Genomic DNA, 17,675 nt, shown 5'->3' on the forward strand with positions numbered 1-17,675 from the left:
CTACCCGCTGATCCTGGAACCGGCGTCGAAACCCCACAGCGCCAACGTCATCAGCAGATTCACCGAGATCATCACCGTGATGCTCGCGCGCATCGCACGCCCGGCCGCGATGCCGACTCCCTGCGGTCCGCCGCTGGCGTAATAGCCGTAGTAGCACTGGATGGTGGTGGTGACGATGACGAATACGATCGCTTTCAGCAGCGCGTAGGCGATGTCGTTGCCGCTGAGCACCAGATCGAAATAGTGATCGTAGGTGCCGGAGGATTGACCGCCCGCCACCCCGACGAAGACCTTCACCGCGAGGTAGCCGGCGGCGAGTCCGGCGAGGAACAACGGGATGACCGCGACGACCGAGGCGATCAGTCGTGTGGTGACCAGGAACGGGATCGGGCGGATCGCGAGGGAATCGAGGGCATCGATCTCTTCGGAGATCCGCATCGCGCCCAGCTGCGCGGTGAACCGGCATCCCGCTTGGGCGGCGAACGCGATGGAGGCCATGATCGGGGCCAGCTCGCGGGTCGCGGCGGTGGCGGCGATCATCCCGGTCGCAGGCTCCATGCCCAGCAGTTTGAGCGCGTTGAATCCCTCGATGCCGACGATGCCCCCGGCGGTGGCCCCGAGGATGATCATCACCCCCGCCGTGCCGCCGCCGACGATCAGCGACCCGTTGCCCCAGGTGACGTCGGACAGAATCCGCAAGGTTTCCCGGCCGTAGTGGCGCAGCGTCACCGGGATCGCGGTGACCGCACGGCTGAAGAAGCTGAACATGTGCCCGAGCCGGAGGACGCTGTACCACAGTGGGCGCGCGAGCGCGAGCAGCGTGCGCGTGCCGGGAGGATGGTAGGTGCTGGCCATTACAGTGTGGTCCTCGGGAACAGGATGGTGTACATCTCGGTGAACCCGAGATTCACCACCATCAGCGCGATGATCGAGGCCACCACCGCGGCGTTGACCGAGTTCGCCACACCACCCGGTCCGCCTCGGGTGTTCAGCCCCTTCTCGCAGGCGATGACGGCGACGATCACCCCGAACACGGCCGCTTTGATCATGCTCAGGTACAGATCACCGGCGGTGGCGAAGGAGGAGAAGGTCGCCAGGTAGCTTCCGGGTGTCCCGTTCTGGACATAGACGTTGAACAGATATCCGGACAGGAATCCGACGAAACAACTGAGGCCGGTGAGGGCCATGGCCACCACGACGCACGCGGCCAGTCGCGGTACCACCAGCCGTCGCAACACCGAGACACCCATGACCTCCATCGCGTCGATCTCGTCGCGGATCTTGCGTGAGCCCAGATCCGCGCACAGCGCCGAGCCGACCGCCGCCGCGAGCAGAATGGCGGTCACCAACGGCGCCGACTGGCGGATCACGGCCAGGCCGCTGGCCGCACCCGCCAGCGCGGTCGCCCCGACCTGGCCTGCCAGCAAACCGAACTGGATCGACAGGGTGGCGCTGATGGGCAGCGCGACCGCCACCGTCGGGAGCAGGGAGGTCTTGACCATGAACGCCGCCTGGGCGACGAACTCGTCGAAGGGGAAGCGGCGCCGGGCGATGTCGGTGACGAGGTAACGCACGGCGCTGCGCCCGAGCACGACTTGGCGGCCGACCGTCCGAAGCGAGGCGGCTGGATGCCGCTGGAGGTAACCGGTTGTCCACTCCCTGATCTCGGTAGCAGCGGCAGGCGCGGCCGGGAGCGGTGTCTCGTCGAGTTTCATTGCGAGCCTCTTCTCATCGAAGGTGCCCTTCCTCGAAGGATCGGGTACTACGTGCGGATCGTCGGCGCGGCGAGCTCTCGTAGCGACGCCAGGAACAGTTCATCCATTCGCGGGCTCAGTTCGGACAGGGTCGCGGCCGCGGCGTAACCGACGGAACCGAAGACGCGTTCGAGAACTTCGCCGCCAGTGGCGGCTCCGACCGTCAGGCACAGGCAGGCGACGCCGTCGACGCGCAACTCCTCGAGAGCTTTGCGGGCATCGGCGTCGGCGTAGCGACCTTCGTAGCCGTCGTCATAGGGGAAGCCGTCTGACAGGACGAGCAGCATCCGGTTCTGGGTCCCCGCTTCGTTTTTGAGGATCTCGCCCGCGCCGCGGATGCCTGCGCCCAGGCGGGTGTAGTTCGACGGCTGGAGCTGATTGAGCCGGGCCCGCCCGAGAGCGCCGAAACGTTGGTCGAAGGTTTTGATCGCAGGCAGATGGACCGCGTGGCGGCCCTGCGAGCGGAAGGCGTAGACCGCGACGCGGTCGCCGAGTTCTTCCAGTGTGTGGGCGAGCGTGGCCGCCGCTCGTCGCTGATGGTCGTGGACGGCCAATCCCTGCGGATCGGTGTCGGTGGCCGAACCCGAGGCATCGATCAGGATCAGAACGCCGAGATTCCTGGCGAGTTTGCGGTGTTCGAGGTAGACCTGTTCGGGCGGTGAGTAACCCGAGCGCAGATCGATGACCAGGTCGATGAGCGCTTCGACGTCCAGGTCGTCGCCATCGGGACGGCGACGCAGAACCTTGGGACCGAGACCGACCCGCGACAACCGTCGCCGCAGCACATCGTCGTGCCCGACGTCCGCGGCCGAGATGTCGGCGGCGACGGTCAGCGGGAAATCCAGAACCCGGCACCAGTCCGGCCGGTACCTGCCGTTGTGGACATCCCACTCCGGGTACAGCGCCCCGCCGACACCGGTCGCGGCGCCCGGTGCGCCGTCGTCGGTGAACCGGATCCGGGTGGGCAGCGGCCGGGCGTTCGTACCGACCGTGCGGGCTCGCCGCACCGCGCGCACCGGCGTCTCCGCCCCGGCCGACCCGTCCCCGGAAGAACGGGAGTTGCCGAGCAGCTTGCGCAACTGGTCCGACAGGGCGCGGGAGTTGAACAGGGGATTCTCGAACAGCCTGAGGATTCTGCTCTGTCCGGACTGTCCACCGTCATCGTCATCGTCATCGTCGTCGTCGGCCTCGGGCAGGTCGGCAAGATCGAATTCCAAGCGCAGTTCTTTGTCGGCGACCCGCCCCCCTGGTCCGGCAGGAGACTTCACCAGGAGGGCGGGTTTGATCGCACCGAACCACTCGGGCGGATCGGCGATCTCCGATCGGCTGGTCGCCAGCCGCAGTGACTCCTCGGCGGTTGCCGTCACCGGCGGCTGTTCGAGGCCGACATCGGCGGCCAGAGGCAGCCGCCGGGCGAGGTCGGCGAGGACTCGCCACCCCTCCAGGGCAAGGTAACGGCGGGCCAGGGCCGGACGCGCTCGCAGCGCCTTCACCAGCTGCCGATCCAGACTGCCCGCGCCGAGGAGCGCGGACTGGACCAGCATCTCGCGTCGCTGCTCGGCGAGGGACCGGCCCGCGGAGACGAACACGACCTGGCCGTTCGTGTGCGCTGCCCGGCCCGCCGGCGCCTGCGCCACCTGGACAGAGCGACCGGCGAGATAGGTGGCCAGGAACGTGAACCGGTCCAGACCCTCGGTGCTCGAGCTGTTCATGGCCGTGACACAACGGCGTCGACGAGCTCGCCGAGGGCGCGCACGACATCGGCATCATCGGACAGCGTCTGCACGATCGCCGACTGAACAGCCGCGCGCAGGCTCAACCCTTCGCCGATGAGACCGCCTGCCAGAATCAACAGCCGCGTCGAGGCCACCTCCCGCAACGGCGAGCCGTCCAGCGTGCGAATAGCGTTGCCCAGCGTCACCAGTTCGCTCGCAGCCCCGATATCGATCCCGGCTTCGTGGGCGACCACGTCGATCTCCGTCTCCGCGGGCGGAAAGCCGAGTTCGATAGCGATGAACCGTTGGCGGGTGGACTCTTTCAGGCTTTTCAGGACGCTCTGGTAACCGGGGTTGTAGGAGATGACCAGCTGGAACCCCGGTGCTGCCCGCAAGGTGGTGGCGAGCCGATCGATGGGGAGCTCGCGGCGGTGATCGGCGAGGGGATGGATGACCACCGTGGTGTCCTGGCGTGCCTCCACCACCTCGTCCAGATAGCAGATGGCGCCTTCGCGCACGGCCCGGGTCAGCGGTCCGTCGACCCAGACCGTCTCGCCGCCCTTCAGCAGGAAACGCCCGACCAGATCCGCGGAGGTCATGTCCTCGTGCCCCGCGGCGGTGATCAGCTCGCGGCCGAGTTCGTGGGCCATCGCCTCGACGAAGCGGGTCTTGCCGCATCCGGTGGGCCCCTTCAGCAGCACCGGCAGACCACGGCGGGCCGCGGCGCGGAAGACCTCGACCTCGTCACCGACCGCGCGGTAGAACGGCGCGTCGACAGCGGGCAGCAGTGCGGTGGATGAATTGCTCGACATATCAGTTTCCTCGCTCGAACGGCACGATTTTCGGAAGCTCGGCGCCCTCCGGGAGCACGACCCGTCCGTCGGGATCGATGTAGGCGGTGCCCTCGCCGGGAATCGGAAGCACCGGATCGGGGCACAGTCGCCCGGTGCCGTCACCGCAGACGCCCATGTTGAAGTAGGAACGTTTCTGGACGTCCTCGGGCCACGGGTCGGCGTTCATCGCAAACCACTGGGCGGGAAGGTTGTAACAGACGAAGAAGAACATGCTGACCGCGGCGAAGATGGCAAGGAAGCGCGTGGTCTGCTGCTTCACGAAACCGCCCCGGATGTGCTCGGATCCGCGTTCGACGAAGGTCCGGCCGCGATCGTCGGTGTAGTAGCGCAGCGCGCACAGGCCCGCCTGCACACCGCCCCACATGAGCCCTTCGTAGATCGGCCATTGGTAGTAGGTGCCCGCGTTGATCGACAGGGATTGGATCGCGCCGGGGTAGGTGAAAAGACCCATCGGCATCAGGAACATGCCCTCGATGACCAGATCGAAGAAGAACGTCCACACGATCAGCACGCCGATGAGCCCGAGGTTGCTGATGTTCGGCCATTTCGCCTTGGCGCGCCGCATGATCCAGCAGCCCAGGATCGTGCACAGCAGAACGCCGTAGGAATAGCCCGCCGCGTTCATCAGCAAAGGCTCGGCCATCATCTGTCCCGGTTCGGCATACGACCGCCAGCCCGGAATCTCGGCCACCCACGAACCCCGGTTGAACATCCAGGTGTTGTAGGTGCTCCAGGTGTTGAAATAGTTCAGCAGCGGATCCTGGAAGAACATCAGACCGCAGGCGACCAGCAGCATTCCGTCGGTGGTGATCCGCCGCTCGCGCCGCCACGGCCTGACGATGAAGAAGTAGACGCCGACCGGCCAGCCGACCAGGATCACCGTCGTCCAGGTGATCAGAATCGTCTTCATCCACGTCGGTGGGTCGCTCGGGCCCGTCGGTACGCGCACGAAATGAGGGCCGGTGGCCCAGCGGATCCAGATGTACATCTGGAACGCCAGGATCACACCGCCGATGACAGCCCAGATCAGTACGGGTCTACTCGGGGACTGCACCTTGGCGCCGAGTGCGGCCGTCGCGCCGATCGGCTCGGTGACAGTGGGGGAATTCTTCTTGTTCGACAGTTCGCTCACGACTGTCTCCTTCGGGATCGTCGCAGTACAGCGCACATATCCGTTCGCGCACGGGGATACGGATCGGCGACGGGCTCAACGTCATGGGGGTAGGCGTGGGACGGAGAGTCGTTCACCCCATTTTCTCGGGGCCTGCCCGCCTGAAGATACCACTGAGAATCTGCGCATCCAATAGGTTTCACAGATCCTGATGAGCGGTCTGTTTGCGGCGGAACGGCGGGCAGCGGCATGTCGACTCGGACGCGACTGTTCGCTTTCGTTGCGAACGGCATCGACGACGACCAGCCCCGCGCGGATCTCGCGGGGCCATGATTCACAGCGAAATATGCTCTATCGCCGGCGCTTTCGATCCGCCCTCGGTGTGCCCGTCGGCGTGGAGGCCGAGGCGCAACACATGCTCGGAGTGGGAGTGTCGCAGGCCTGGCGGCCACGGGACCGCGCTGCCTGCGGTGTCCAGTACCGGTTCGCTTCGGACCCAGCCGGCCCGCCGCGGTTCAGGCGGAGTGCTTGCGTTCGCCTTCGATCTCGTGCAAGAAGTCTTCGACCAGTGCGACAGCGTCTTCGTGCGCGGTGTCGAGGTCGAACGCCTCCTCCATGCGCAGGAGGCGGGAAATGCCCGACATCAGCAGCACCAGCGCGCCCGGAGTGTAGGCGGCGGCGCGTGGACCGCGATCGGCCAGCACTCGCGACACGATGTCGAGCTGGAGCGCGCGGAACCGCCGTGAGGATTCGGCGATTTCGGCGCGGATCGCCTTCCTGTGGTTGGCGAGCGCGACGAATTCCATGGTCAGTGCTGTGTGCGACTGGTCGTGGATGGCTTCCCACAGCGACCACAGCGGCTGGCGGGAGGACAGGGCGTCGAGCTGACGCTGATAGCTGCGTTCGGCGCCGCGCCGGAACAGTTCGACGAACAGGTTGTCCATGTTGCCGAAGTAGTAGTAGACCAGTGCGGGATTGGCCTCGGCGCGGGCGGCCAGGCGGCGGGTGCTGACCGCGGCGTAACCCTCGGCGCGCATGATCTCCTCGGCGGCGTCGAGCAATGCGTTGCGGGTAGGCGAGTCCTGGCCGTCTGGCTCCCGAGCCGGTGTCATCTCCAGCCTCTCACTCTGGGGCCGCATGCCCGATCGTTGTGCGCACCCTACCTCGGCAGTATCGCGGCACCGCACCCCTGGCGTGCGGCAGCGGACCCCGGAAATCGGCCGGCCGTCCTGACGCCGAGTGCGCACCGGCCGCCGGAAGTCCGCTCCCCCAGCGCCGTTGACAGCTGCGACGTGGGTCACGTATACCTTAATCACTCGCTCAAGGCTCCGGAGCTGCGCCTACGGGCATTCCGACGCTCTGATGGTGGCAATGGGACCACCGTGTGGCCACGCGAAGAATGTGAGTGTCGCTCGTGTCATTTCCCTGTGCTGCTGCCCCGGTGAGACCGTGGCCCACTCCCCCTGACCGCACGTTCGGCCCACTCTGGCGAGGCGAGAGGCAGATCCGATGACCCCGCGCGCAGGCACTGCCGCACCGGGCCGTGTCACGGTGGTGACGGGCGGCGCATCCGGGATGGGAGTGTCGATCTGTCAGTTGATGGCTGCGAACGGGTACCGGGTCGCCGTGCTCGACATCGACGGCGGCGGGGCCCAGCGCATCGCCGAGGGCATTCGTGCTCGCGGCGGCACGGCCATCGCCTGTGAAGCCGATGTCACCGACCGAGCGGCCGTGGACGACGCGCTGCGCAAGGTTCGCGCCGAGTTCGGCCCGGTCGAAATCCTGGTCACCAGTGCTGGTTTGGTCGGGTTCTCGCCCTTCACCGAGATCTCGGCGCAGGCGTGGAACCGGCTGATCGACGTCAATCTGAACGGTGTCTTCCATTGCGTCCAGGCCGCGATACCGGACATGATCGCGGCAGGCTGGGGACGCATCGTGACCATCTCGTCCTCGAGCGCCCAACGCGGCTCCCCGGGCATGGTGCACTACACGGCCGCCAAGGGCGCCGTGGTGGCGATGACCAAGGGCCTGGCGCGCGAATACGCAGCCGCCGGCATCACCGTGAACACCATCCCGCCATCGGGAATCGACACCCCTATGCAGCGGCAATCGCAGGCGGCCGGACACCTGCCCGACGACTCCGTCATGGCCCGCGCCATCCCGGTCGGACATCTGGGCACCGGCGAGGACATCGCCGCGGCCTGCCTGTTCCTGTGCTCCGAGGCAGCCGGCTACATCACCGGGCAGGTGCTGGGCGTGAACGGCGGGTCGGTCATTTGACGCCCCCGGTCCCCCGGCAGGATCCGCCGCCGCAGTTCGACCACGACCACACCCGAACCCCTTCACGACCGGAAGCGGAGGAACGACCGTGAGCGCACCAGCGAAACCCCGTCAATGGCCCAGACCCGCCGAAGGCACGTGGACACAGCATTACCCGGAGCTGGGAACCGGAATGATGTCGTTCGAGGATTCGGTGTCGCCGGAGTTCTTCGAACTCGAACGCGAGGCCATCTTCAAGCGCGCTTGGCTCAATGTCGGCCGCGTCGAACAGCTTCCCCGCACGGGCAGCTACTTCACCAAGGAACTCGACGTCGTACGGACCTCGATCATCGTGGCTCGTGACCGCGACGGGAGCATCAACGCCTTCCACAATGTGTGCCGCCATCGCGGGAACAAACTGGTGTGGAACGAATTCCCGCGCGCGGAGGACGCCGGAACCTGCCGCCAGTTCACCTGCAAGTACCACGGCTGGCGTTACGGTCTGGACGGGTCGTTGGCGTTCGTGCAGCAGCCGGACGAGTTCTTCGATCTGGACGAGAAGGATCTGTCGCTGGTTCGGGTGCACTGCGAGGTGTGGTCCGGATTCATCTTCGTCAACCTCGCCGCCGAGCCGCGCCAGACCCTGCGGGAATTCCTCGGGCCGATGATCACCGGACTGGACGGCTATCCGTTCGAGAAGATGACCGAGTGGTACGAATTCCGGGCCGACAACCAGAGCAACTGGAAATTGTTCGCCGACGCCTTCCAGGAGTACTACCACGTGCCCGGCCTGCACTCCCAGCAGGTGCCCAGCGGAGTGCGCACCCCCGGTAAAGGGTTCGAATGCGCGCACTTCCAGGTCGACGGTCCGCACCGGATGGTGTCCACCGGCGGCCCCCGGCGCTGGACGCTGCCCGCGGAGTTCATGTATCCGATCGAGCGGCTCACCCGCAGCGGGCTGGTCGGTCCGTGGGAATCACCCGACATCGGGACACCGCCGCCGGGACTCAACCCCGGCCGGGTCGAGCCGTGGGGCATCGACAATTTCCAGATCTTCCCCAATATCGAGATCCTCATCTACCGCGGCTGGTATCTGCTCTACCGGTACTGGCCGACCTCCTACAACAGCCACCGCTTCGAGGGAATGCTGTGTTTCCAGCCTGCCCGCACGGTGCGTGAGCGCGTCGAACACGAAGTCGCCTCGGTGGTGTTCAAGGAATTCGCCTTGCAGGACGCGGGCATGCTGACCGGCACCCAGACCGCGCTGGAATCGGCCTACCGCACCGCCGGTGTGACCCATTTCCCGGTCAACGACCAGGAAATCCTGGTGCGGCACTTCCACAAGACGGTCGCCGACTGGGTCGATCAACACCTCGCCGAACTCGCCGGAACGGAGGCCCGATGACCGACACCCTGCTGCCGACAGCGTTCCTCGATCTCGAGCCGTTCGCCGAGACCTGGTGCCTGCCCACCGAAAACGAACGCTACGCGCGCCGGCTGAAGACACCGATGCCGCAGATGCGCGAGTTCTACGACGCCTGCTTTCCGCGGGTGGACGACGCCATCACCTACTGCGACAAGTTCCCCCTCGACGAGCTGCCCGAAGACGCGCTCAACCTGCTGCACCTGGTGTATTCGCTGGTGATGGTCGCGATGGCGATCGAGATCTTCCAGCAGGCCACACCCGTCGACAGCGCCGACGCCGAACTCGAACGTATCGCCGAACCATGGCCGTGAACGACGGCCGAAAAGGACTCCTGCCATGACGATCACGATCGACGAACTCAGCGACACCGTCGGCGCCGAGGTGCGCGGCGTGTGGGCCGAGACCCTGCTCACCGACGAGTCCCTGCCCGAAGTGGTTCTCGACGCCCTGGAGGAGCACGGGGTGCTCGTCTTCCGCGACCTGCATCTGGACCCGCGCACCCAGGTTGAATTCTGTCGCAAACTCGGCGAGGTCGACACCTCACCGGGCCACCATCCCGTGCCCGGCATCTACCGGGTCAGTCTGGATACCAGCAAGAACTCGTCGGCGAGCTATCTGCGCGCGACGTTCGACTGGCATATCGACGGCTGTACGCCCGAGGACGACGCCTACCCGCAGAAAGCCACGATGCTCAGCGCGAGGGCGGTCGCCCCCAGCGGTGGCGAGACCGAATTCGCCAGCACGTATCGGGCATTCGACGATCTCGGCACCGCCGAACGCGACCACCTCACGCCGCTGCGGGTCGTGCACACACTCGAGGCGTCCCAGCGACTGGTCACCCCCGAACCCACACCGGAGCAGCTCGAGGCATGGCGGCGACGCCCGGCCAAGGAACACCCGCTGGTCTGGACCCACAAGTCCGGGCGCCGATCCCTCGTACTCGGCGCCTCCACCGATCACATCGTCGGCATGGAACCCGAGCGCAGCCGCGCGCTGCTCGACGATCTGCTGCGCCGCTGCACCGCGCCCGAGCGTGTGTACCGGCACGAGTGGGCGGTGGGCGACACGGTGATATGGGACAACCGCGGGGTGATCCACCGCGCCGCCCCCTATCCGGTGGATTCGCCGCGAGAGATGTTGCGCACCACCGTGCTCGGTGAAGAACCGATCGAATAGCCCACATACCGAACGTTCCAGGAGTCACCCATGCCTCGTTGGCCCAAGCCCGCCGAGGGCAGCTGGACCCAGCACTATCCCGAACTGGGCACCGCGCCCATGTCCTACGAGGACTCCATCTCGCCGGAGTTCTTCGACCTCGAGCGTACGGCCATCTTCAAACGCGCCTGGCTCAATGTCGGCCGCGTCGAGCAATTGCCCCGCACCGGAAGCTATTTCACCAAGGAGATCCACGCCGCGCACACCTCGGTCATCGTCGCCCGCGACCGCGACGGCACGATACGGGCGTTCCACAACATCTGCCGCCACCGCGGCAACAAACTCGTCTGGGACGAATTTCCCAACGCGGAGACCTCGGGCACCTGCCGCCAGTTCACCTGCAAGTACCACGGCTGGCGCTACGGCCTCGACGGTGGCCTGACCTTCGTGCAGCAGGAGGAGGAATTCTTCGACCTCGACAAGAACAGCCTCGGTTTGGCCGGCGTGGCGTGCGAGGTGTGGTCGGGCTTCATCTTCGTCAACCTCGATCGCGAGCCCCGCCAGTCGCTGACCGAATTCCTCGGCCCCATGATCACCGATCTCGACGGCTATCCCTTCGGGGAACTCACCGAGCGCTACAGCTACCGAACCGAAGTCGGCGCGAACTGGAAGCTCTACATGGATGCCTTCCAGGAGTTCTACCACGCACCGGTGCTGCACGGAAAACAGACACCCGACAATTTCTCCGTCGCCGCGCAGCAGGCCGGATTCGAGGCGCCGCACTACCGATTGGAGGGCCCGCACCGGCTGGTCAGCACCTCCGGCGTGGTCACCTGGGAACTGGACCCCACCATGCGCAAACCCATGGAGGACATCACCCGCAGTGGATTGTTCGGCCCCTGGGACGTCCCGGATCTGGGCCCGATGCCCAAGGGGCTCAATCCGGCCGGCTGCGATCCGTGGGGGCTCGACTCGTTCCAGCTGTGGCCCAATTTCGTGATCCTCATCTGGTCCGGCGGCTGGTATCTGACCTACCACTACTGGCCGACCTCGCACAACAGCCACATCTTCGAAGGCAACCTGTACTTCCCACCCGCCCGTACCCCCCGCGACCGCGTCGCCCACGAGATGGCCGCGGTCACCTTCAAAGAGTATGGATTGCAGGATTCCTCGACGTTGGAAGCGACTCAGCTCATGCTCGAGTCCCGTGCGGTTACCACCTTCCCGCTCAACGATCAGGAGATCCTGCTGCGGCACCTGCACAAGGTCGCCGCCGACTGGGTCGGCGACTACCAGCGCGAACGCGCGGAGGGAGCACAGGCATGAGCACGTCGTTGTTGCCACCGGAATTCGCGGATCTGGAATCGTTCGCCCCGCGGTGGTGTCTTTCCACCGAAACCGAGCGATACGACGCGCGGCTGAACAGTTCCATGGAGGAGATGCAGCGGTTCTACGACGCGATCACTCCCAGGGCCGAGGACGCGATCGCCTACTGCGACAAATTCGCCGTCGACGATATGCCCGAGGACGCGCGAAATCTGATGTATCTGCTCTACTCGATGATCCAGGTGTCCTTTCCGGTCGAGGTGTGGAGCCAACCCCGCATTCCCGACACCGGGGCGGCGTCGCTGACCTGTGTGATCGAGCCGCCGTTGTGAGCGGGCACCGAGTCGTCCTGCGCGCGGCCGGGTGGGTCGACGTCGAGACCGGCCACAGGCACACGCCCGCGGTGATCGTGATCGAGGGCAACCGTATCGTCGCCGTCGACCCGCCACAGCCACCGCCGGACGCCCAGGTGATCGATCTGGGCGAGCTCACCCTGCTGCCCGGGTTGATGGATATGGAGATCAACCTGCTCATCGGCGGACCCGACACCCCGACCGGGTTGCCGAACCCGATGCACGGCGTTCAGGACGACCCCGTCTACCGCACCTTGCGGGCTACCGTGAACGCGCGCACCACCTTGCACGCGGGGTTCACCACCGTCCGAAACCTCGGCCTCATGGTGAAAACCGGCGGTTATCTGCTGGACGTCGACCTGCACCGGGCCATCGAGCAGGGCTGGTGCGAAGGTCCGCGCATCGTGGGGGCAGGGCACGCCATCACACCGACCGGCGGCCACCTGGACCCGACCATGTTCCAGCGTCTGGCCCCGCACATCATGCCGATCGGCGTGGAGGAAGGGCGCGCCAACGGGGTACCGCAGGTCCGCGAATCGGTGCGCTACCAGATCAAATACGGCGCCGAGGTCATCAAGATCTCCGCCTCCGGCGGCGTCATGTCGCACGGCACCCTCGCCGGAGCCCAGCAGTACTCCGACGAGGAGCTGTCCGCGATCGTCGACGAAGCCCACCGCGCGGGTGTGCGGGTCGCCGCCCACGCCCACGGCGACGCGGGCATCCGCGCCTGCATCCGTGCCGGGGTGGACTGCATCGAACACGGGTCACTGGCAAGCGAGGACACCATCGCCATGATGGTCGACCACGGCACTTTCCTCGTCCCGACCAGCTATCTGTCCGAGGGGCTCGACGTCTCCAAAGCCGCACCCGCACTACGGAAGAAGGCCGCCGAGGTCTTTCCCAGGGCCCGCGAAACGCTGCGCAAAGCCATCGCGGCGGGAGTCAGGATCGCCTGCGGCACCGACGCTCCCGCCGTGCCACACGGCGACAACGCCAAGGAGCTCTGGGCATTGGTCGACCGCGGCATGACACCGGCACAAGCCCTGCGCGCGGCCACCGTCACCAGCGCCGAACTCATCGATGCCGACGACCGCGGCCGTCTGGCCCCCGGACTGCTCGCCGACATCATCGCCGTCCCCGGCGACCCGACCGCCGACATCACCACCGTCCAGGACGTGCGATTCGTCATGAAGGACGGCCGGATATGCAAACACATGTGACCCGCACGGCCGGAAACTCTGGGCCGTCACGAACCTGAGGAGTTGTTCGATGGACAAGGGAATTCTGCTCGTCGAGTCGCAGCCGATCTCGGCACAAGCCGCCCAGGCATACCACCGCTGGTACGACGAGATCCACATGAAGGAGATGCTCGGCATCGAAGGACTGGTCGCGGCCCGCCGCTTCGCGCCCGTGACCGGAGAGGGGCAATTCGTCGCGGTCTACGAGATCGAAGCCGACGATATCGCGCACGTGCAGGCGAGATTGGCCGAGATCACGAAAGCCGGAGGATTCACCGCGCCGGTCGGACTCCGCACCGACCCGCCGCCGACCGTGCGTTTCTATCGCGACATCAGCGCGCACTCGGTGTGACGGACGGGCGCGGCATATCCATGGCGACCTATGAGGACCTGTACATCGGCGGGCGGTGGGTGTCCCCCGCGACCGCCGACACCATCGCGGTCATCTCGCCGCACACCGAGCAGCTCGTCGCCCGTGTCCCCGCAGCCTCACCCGCCGATGTCGATCGCGCGGTGACCGCCGCCCGCGCGGCATTCGACGACGGCCCCTGGCCACACACCGACCCGGCCGAGCGGGTCGATGTGATCCGCCGGCTGGCAGCGCTCTACACCGCCCGCGAGGACGAGCTCGCCCGGTTGATCACCACCGAAATGGGCGCGCCGATCACCTTCTCGCGCTCCGCGCACGCCCGGCTGCCCGGTGTCATGATGCGGGCCTTCGCCGATATCGCCGAGAAGTTCCCGTGGCGGGAGACCCGCTCGGGCTTTCTCGGCAGTGACGTCGTGGTCGAGCATCGACCGGTCGGGGTCGTCGCGGCGGTGATTCCGTGGAACATGCCGATGTTCCTGATCGTGGCGAAACTGATTCCCGCCCTGCTCGCCGGATGCGCCGTCGTGGTCAAGCCGTCCCCGGAGACGTCGCTGGACGCCAACTTGATGGCCGAACTGCTCGACGAGCTCGATCTGCCGCCCGGGGTGGTGAGTGTCCTGCCCGGCGATCGCGACATCGGGCGCCATCTCGTCGCCCACGAGGGCGTGGACAAGGTGTCGTTCACCGGGTCCACCGCCGCGGGACGTCAGGTCGCCGAGGTATGCGGCGCGGCTCTGCGCCGGGTGAGCTTGGAGCTCGGCGGCAAATCCGCCGCTGTCGTCCTCGATGACGCCGATCCCGAGGATGTCGCTCAGGGCATGCTCGTCGCCGGACTCATGAACAGCGGCCAGGCGTGCGTGGCCCAGACCCGGGTACTGGTGCCGCACCGCCGCCGTCGCGAATTCCTCGACGCACTGGTGGTCGGAGTCGAGAACCTCACTGTCGGTGATCCTTTCGACCCGGCGACCCGAGTAGGCCCGATGGTCTCGCAACGTCACCAGCAGCGGGTGCGCGGCTATATCGAACACGCGCGGGAACAGGGTGCGCGTCTGGTGCTCGGCGGCAGCGATCTACCCGAGACGGTCGAGCGCGGGTGGTACATCCGCCCGACGGTGTTCGCCGACGTCGATATCTCGATGCGCATCGCCAGAGAGGAAGTCTTCGGTCCGGTCCTGACCGTGCACACCTACACCGACGACGACCACGCCGTCGAGATCGCCGAGGCCACCGAATACGGACTCTCCGGCTCGGTATGGACATCGGATATCGACCGCGGCCTGGCGTTGGCCGGGCGCATCCGCACGGGCACCCTCGGCATCAACCAGCCCTACACGATGGACCCCGTCGCGCCGTTCGGCGGCGTCAAGCACAGCGGAATCGGACGCGAATTCGGTCGCGAGGGTCTCGCGGGCTACCTGGAAACGATCTCGATCTCGGTCCGTGAGCTGCTATGACGACACTTTCCTCGACAACCGACCCGGCCGAGGCCGCCGGCGTCCCGCAGAGCCGATCCACCGACCGGCAGCGCGATCATGCTCCGTAGGTGACCATGAGAAGGTGATCTGCCCGAACTGCCAGACGAATCTGCTACGCAAGGAACGCACCGACCGACGCTGTTCGCGCTGCCACAAGACCCTTCGCGCTGGAACCGAAGGAAGACCTCTTCGCCATGCACGACGAGCGGATGCGCCGGCTGGTGGACAAGCTCCGCGCCGGGCAGGACCTGTATTACACGGGGAGGCAACTGTATTACGCGGCCGGGCGCAAGCATCTGCCGTCGTTGACCGAGATTTCCACTACGGACTGCCCCGCCTTCTCCTCTGCGCATCCCACGCCATCGCGGACATGCTGCGCGCCAACGGCCTGCCGATGGAATCGGCGTGCCCGGTCCTCGAGCGTCGCAGAACTGCCCCTGCACCCTGACATGACGGCCATGCTCGAACGTGTCTCCGGCACGGTCTATCTCCTGCACGAGGCGAGCGCCGACGGAATGAGCTTCCCCGTCCGCATCCGTGCACGCACCGACCTGCCGGAGAACGCGCGGGTCGTGTCGATCGGGCTGCGGCCACGACAAGCCGGATCGCTGCACCTGTCCACACCGATACGGGGCCGATCTCCCAGGCCACGCCGCTTTCCGGGACGATCGCACTCGACGACAGCGAACGCCGCTGGCTGAACTCGGGCCGCGCCGTCGAACTCGAAGCCGTGCGTCCAGCCGCCCTGCTACCGAAATGTGGGCCAGTGCGCCGCCCTTCAGGGCGGTGGTGAAAGCCCACGCGGGAGGGCCTAGAGGCCCGAGTGTGCCGTAGACCGGAGCATGAGACATGTTGTGGTAGAACATGATTCGGTATCCGGGTGATAAGATTTGGGCGTGCAGCTTCGGTACAGTTACCGCGTCTATCCGACGCCCGGCCAGCAGATCGCGCTGGCACGGGCGTTCGGGTGTGCGCGGGTGGTGTACAACGACGCGCTCGCCGCCCGGATGGAGGCGTTCGGTAAGGGTGAGCGGATCAGCGACACGGAGTTGTCGAAGCGGCTCACCGCGTCGAAGGCCACTCCGGATCGGGCGTGGCTGGGTGAAGTGTCGAGTGTGGTGTTGCAGCAGGCGTTGGCCGATCTGAACACCGCCTACCGCAACTTCTTCGCCTCGATTTCGGGGAAGCGGAAGGGTGCACGGGTCGGGCTGCCTCGGTTCCGGTCTCGGCGGGATAGCAGGCAGGCGATCCGGTTCACGAAGAATGCCCGGTTCGCGGTCACGGTCGGCGGGAAGCTGCGACTGCCGAAGATCGGTGAGGTGAGAGTTGCGTGGTCGCGCAACCTGCCGTCCGATCCATCGTCGGTGACGGTGATCAAAGATGCGGCGGGCCGGTACTTCGCATCGTTCGTCGTGCAGACCGACGGTCAGCCGTTGCCCGAACTGGATACCGAGGTGGGTATCGATCTGGGGTTGACGACGTTCGCGGTGTTGTCCAACGGCAAGACGATCGATTCCCCGCGTTTCTTGCGGCGGGCCGAACGCCGTCTACGCAAGGCGCAGCAGGCCCTGTCGCGGAAGGAGAAGGGGTCGAAGAACCGGGCGAAGGCTCGGGGCTGAAGGTCGCTCGTGCGCATGCCAGGGTGGCGGATACGCGGCGAGACTGGGCGCACAAGCATTCGACACGGATCATTCGCGAGAACCAAGCGGTGTTCGTGGAGGACTTGTGTGTGAGGGGTCTGGCCCGCACCCGGTTGGCGAAGTCGGTTCACGATGCGGGCTGGTCGATGTTCGTGACCATGTTGGAGGAGAAAGCCCGCACGTGGGGGCGGACGTTCGCCGAGGTGGACCGCTGGTTGCCTTCCACCCGCATGTGTTCGCACTGTGGGGTGGTCGGGGACAAGAAGCCTTTGCACGTGCGTGAATGGACTTGTGGGTGCGGTGTGACTCACGATCGTGACATGAACGCGGCGGTCAACATCCTCGCGGCCGGGCGGGCCGAGAGGTTAAACGCTTGTGGAGGGACCGTAAGTCCAGCCGCGTAGCGGAGGGCGAGTCCCGGTGAAACAGGAACCCACCGAGAGCGCCCGCCTGGGTGCTGGTAGGAATCCCTGCCATTCATGGCCGGGAGGACGTCAACGGCAGGCCGACACCACCGCACCGGCCTGGCATGCGGCTGCCGTCACCGGAAGGATGGACGGCATGACCGATACCAACGACTGGAACACCGGCATCATCGAGGAATTCCGTGCCAACGAGGGCCGGGTCGGCGGACCGTTCGAAGGGGCGCCGATGGTCCTGGTGCACCACCGCGGCCGCAAGTCCGGTCGCGAACTGCTCACCCCGCTGGTCTACCTGCCCGATGAGCACGACCCCGACCTCATCTACGTCTTCGCCAGCAAAGCCGGCGCCCCCACCCACCCCGACTGGTACCACAACCTGGTCGTCGCCGGCCGCACCGAGATCGAACGCGGCACCGAACGCTACCCCGTCACCGTCACCGAGATCACCGGGCCCGACCGGGACCGTCTCTTCGCCGAGCAAGTAAGGCGCATGCCGGGATTCGGCGACTACGCCACCAAAACCGAAGGTATCCGCATTATTCCGGTCATCGCCCTGCGCCGCGCCTGACCACCTCGC

At 66.4% G+C, this 17,675-nt stretch carries 19 protein-coding genes; 13 read left to right on the forward strand and 6 right to left on the reverse strand.

The genetic code is table 11. The annotated features are described in order from the left end of the window. The 6 genes from NS3_RS09345 to NS3_RS09370 form a co-directional block, all read right to left on the reverse strand. Positions 1-855, reverse strand: a complete 855-nt coding sequence (locus NS3_RS09345) for an ABC transporter permease (RefSeq protein ID WP_067856771.1) — start codon at positions 853-855, stop codon at positions 1-3. Then, on the reverse strand, positions 855-1,715 hold the full coding sequence (locus NS3_RS09350) for an MlaE family ABC transporter permease (RefSeq protein ID WP_067856773.1): 861 nt from the start codon (positions 1,713-1,715) through the stop codon (positions 855-857). The genes NS3_RS09345 and NS3_RS09350 overlap by 1 nt, the downstream gene beginning before the upstream one ends. A gap of 47 nt (positions 1,716-1,762) precedes the next feature. Next, positions 1,763-3,466 carry a nitric oxide reductase activation protein NorD gene (locus NS3_RS09355; RefSeq protein ID WP_067856775.1) on the reverse strand — a complete coding sequence of 568 codons (1,704 nt, stop codon included), beginning with the start codon at positions 3,464-3,466 and terminating at the stop codon, positions 1,763-1,765. Beyond that, positions 3,463-4,281: a CbbQ/NirQ/NorQ/GpvN family protein gene (locus NS3_RS09360; protein WP_067856777.1), complete on the reverse strand. Its 819-nt coding sequence runs from the start codon at positions 4,279-4,281 to the stop codon at positions 3,463-3,465. Before NS3_RS09360 ends, NS3_RS09355 begins: the two co-directional genes overlap by 4 nt. A gap of 1 nt (position 4,282) precedes the next feature. Next, on the reverse strand, positions 4,283-5,455 hold the full coding sequence (locus tag NS3_RS09365; RefSeq protein ID WP_067856779.1) for a spirocyclase AveC family protein: 1,173 nt from the start codon (positions 5,453-5,455) through the stop codon (positions 4,283-4,285). Between the two features lie 494 nt (positions 5,456-5,949). Further along, positions 5,950-6,546 (reverse strand): TetR/AcrR family transcriptional regulator, encoded by a 597-nt coding sequence (locus NS3_RS09370; protein ID WP_067856782.1) that lies wholly within the window; start codon positions 6,544-6,546, stop codon positions 5,950-5,952. A 397-nt stretch (positions 6,547-6,943) separates the two neighbouring features. On the opposite strand from NS3_RS09370, the gene NS3_RS09375 reads away from it, so the two are divergent. The 13 genes from NS3_RS09375 (at position 6,944) to NS3_RS09430 (ending at position 17,666) form a co-directional block, all read left to right on the forward strand. Then, positions 6,944-7,714, forward strand: coding sequence for an SDR family NAD(P)-dependent oxidoreductase (locus tag NS3_RS09375; protein WP_067856785.1), 771 nt, complete (start codon positions 6,944-6,946; stop codon positions 7,712-7,714). Between the two features lie 88 nt (positions 7,715-7,802). Then, the gene (locus tag NS3_RS09380; RefSeq protein WP_067856787.1) at positions 7,803-9,098 is read left to right on the forward strand and encodes an aromatic ring-hydroxylating oxygenase subunit alpha; all 1,296 of its coding nucleotides are present in this window, start codon (positions 7,803-7,805) and stop codon (positions 9,096-9,098) included. Next, positions 9,095-9,430: a hypothetical protein gene (locus NS3_RS09385; RefSeq protein ID WP_067856790.1), complete on the forward strand. Its 336-nt coding sequence runs from the start codon at positions 9,095-9,097 to the stop codon at positions 9,428-9,430. The genes NS3_RS09380 and NS3_RS09385 overlap by 4 nt, the downstream gene beginning before the upstream one ends. Positions 9,431-9,455: 25 nt before the next feature. Then, entirely contained in the window at positions 9,456-10,295 is an 840-nt protein-coding gene (locus NS3_RS09390; protein ID WP_067856793.1) for a TauD/TfdA dioxygenase family protein, read from the forward strand. Between the two features lie 30 nt (positions 10,296-10,325). Then, entirely contained in the window at positions 10,326-11,600 is a 1,275-nt protein-coding gene (locus tag NS3_RS09395; RefSeq protein WP_067856796.1) for an aromatic ring-hydroxylating oxygenase subunit alpha, read from the forward strand. Further along, on the forward strand, positions 11,597-11,932 hold the full coding sequence (locus NS3_RS09400; protein ID WP_067856799.1) for a hypothetical protein: 336 nt from the start codon (positions 11,597-11,599) through the stop codon (positions 11,930-11,932). The genes NS3_RS09395 and NS3_RS09400 overlap by 4 nt, the downstream gene beginning before the upstream one ends. Continuing rightward, the gene (locus NS3_RS09405; RefSeq protein WP_067856802.1) at positions 11,929-13,173 is read left to right on the forward strand and encodes a metal-dependent hydrolase family protein; all 1,245 of its coding nucleotides are present in this window, start codon (positions 11,929-11,931) and stop codon (positions 13,171-13,173) included. Before NS3_RS09400 ends, NS3_RS09405 begins: the two co-directional genes overlap by 4 nt. Positions 13,174-13,222: 49 nt before the next feature. Next, a complete protein-coding gene (locus NS3_RS09410) occupies positions 13,223-13,543 on the forward strand; it encodes a hypothetical protein (protein WP_067856806.1) in 321 nt (106 codons plus the stop codon). Positions 13,544-13,563: 20 nt separating this feature from the next. Next, entirely contained in the window at positions 13,564-15,015 is a 1,452-nt protein-coding gene (locus NS3_RS09415) for an aldehyde dehydrogenase (RefSeq protein WP_067856810.1), read from the forward strand. A 215-nt stretch (positions 15,016-15,230) separates the two neighbouring features. Then, complete coding sequence (locus NS3_RS28975) at positions 15,231-15,737, forward strand: hypothetical protein (RefSeq protein WP_157101246.1); 507 nt, start codon at positions 15,231-15,233, stop codon at positions 15,735-15,737. Positions 15,738-15,932: 195 nt separating this feature from the next. After that, positions 15,933-16,655 carry an RNA-guided endonuclease InsQ/TnpB family protein gene (locus NS3_RS29980; protein ID WP_245649534.1) on the forward strand — a complete coding sequence of 241 codons (723 nt, stop codon included), beginning with the start codon at positions 15,933-15,935 and terminating at the stop codon, positions 16,653-16,655. A gap of 23 nt (positions 16,656-16,678) precedes the next feature. Continuing rightward, positions 16,679-17,080 carry an RNA-guided endonuclease InsQ/TnpB family protein gene (locus NS3_RS29985; protein ID WP_281205250.1) on the forward strand — a complete coding sequence of 134 codons (402 nt, stop codon included), beginning with the start codon at positions 16,679-16,681 and terminating at the stop codon, positions 17,078-17,080. A 157-nt stretch (positions 17,081-17,237) separates the two neighbouring features. Continuing rightward, a complete protein-coding gene (locus NS3_RS09430; RefSeq protein WP_067856938.1) occupies positions 17,238-17,666 on the forward strand; it encodes a nitroreductase/quinone reductase family protein in 429 nt (142 codons plus the stop codon). The last annotated feature ends 9 nt before the right edge of the window (positions 17,667-17,675 follow it).

The sequence above is a fragment of the Nocardia shimofusensis NBRC 100134 genome (assembly GCF_001613125.1).
GTDB lineage: Bacteria > Actinomycetota > Actinomycetes > Mycobacteriales > Mycobacteriaceae > Nocardia > Nocardia shimofusensis.

What these genes read in the sequence shown, in the direction of transcription:
- NS3_RS09345 (WP_067856771.1), bottom strand. Translation starts at nt 855, where the DNA reads ATGGCCAGCACCTACCATCCTCCCGGCACGCGCACGCTGCTCGCGCTC.
- NS3_RS09350 (WP_067856773.1), bottom strand. Translation starts at nt 1,715, where the DNA reads ATGAAACTCGACGAGACACCGCTCCCGGCCGCGCCTGCCGCTGCTACC.
- NS3_RS09355 (WP_067856775.1), bottom strand. Translation starts at nt 3,466, where the DNA reads ATGAACAGCTCGAGCACCGAGGGTCTGGACCGGTTCACGTTCCTGGCC.
- NS3_RS09360 (WP_067856777.1), bottom strand. Translation starts at nt 4,281, where the DNA reads ATGTCGAGCAATTCATCCACCGCACTGCTGCCCGCTGTCGACGCGCCG.
- NS3_RS09370 (WP_067856782.1), bottom strand. Translation starts at nt 6,546, where the DNA reads ATGACACCGGCTCGGGAGCCAGACGGCCAGGACTCGCCTACCCGCAAC.
- NS3_RS09375 (WP_067856785.1), top strand. Translation starts at nt 6,944, where the DNA reads ATGACCCCGCGCGCAGGCACTGCCGCACCGGGCCGTGTCACGGTGGTG.
- NS3_RS09385 (WP_067856790.1), top strand. Translation starts at nt 9,095, where the DNA reads ATGACCGACACCCTGCTGCCGACAGCGTTCCTCGATCTCGAGCCGTTC.
- NS3_RS09390 (WP_067856793.1), top strand. Translation starts at nt 9,456, where the DNA reads ATGACGATCACGATCGACGAACTCAGCGACACCGTCGGCGCCGAGGTG.
- NS3_RS09395 (WP_067856796.1), top strand. Translation starts at nt 10,326, where the DNA reads ATGCCTCGTTGGCCCAAGCCCGCCGAGGGCAGCTGGACCCAGCACTAT.
- NS3_RS09400 (WP_067856799.1), top strand. Translation starts at nt 11,597, where the DNA reads ATGAGCACGTCGTTGTTGCCACCGGAATTCGCGGATCTGGAATCGTTC.
- NS3_RS09410 (WP_067856806.1), top strand. Translation starts at nt 13,223, where the DNA reads ATGGACAAGGGAATTCTGCTCGTCGAGTCGCAGCCGATCTCGGCACAA.
- NS3_RS09415 (WP_067856810.1), top strand. Translation starts at nt 13,564, where the DNA reads ATGGCGACCTATGAGGACCTGTACATCGGCGGGCGGTGGGTGTCCCCC.
- NS3_RS28975 (WP_157101246.1), top strand. Translation starts at nt 15,231, where the DNA reads ATGCACGACGAGCGGATGCGCCGGCTGGTGGACAAGCTCCGCGCCGGG.
- NS3_RS09430 (WP_067856938.1), top strand. Translation starts at nt 17,238, where the DNA reads ATGACCGATACCAACGACTGGAACACCGGCATCATCGAGGAATTCCGT.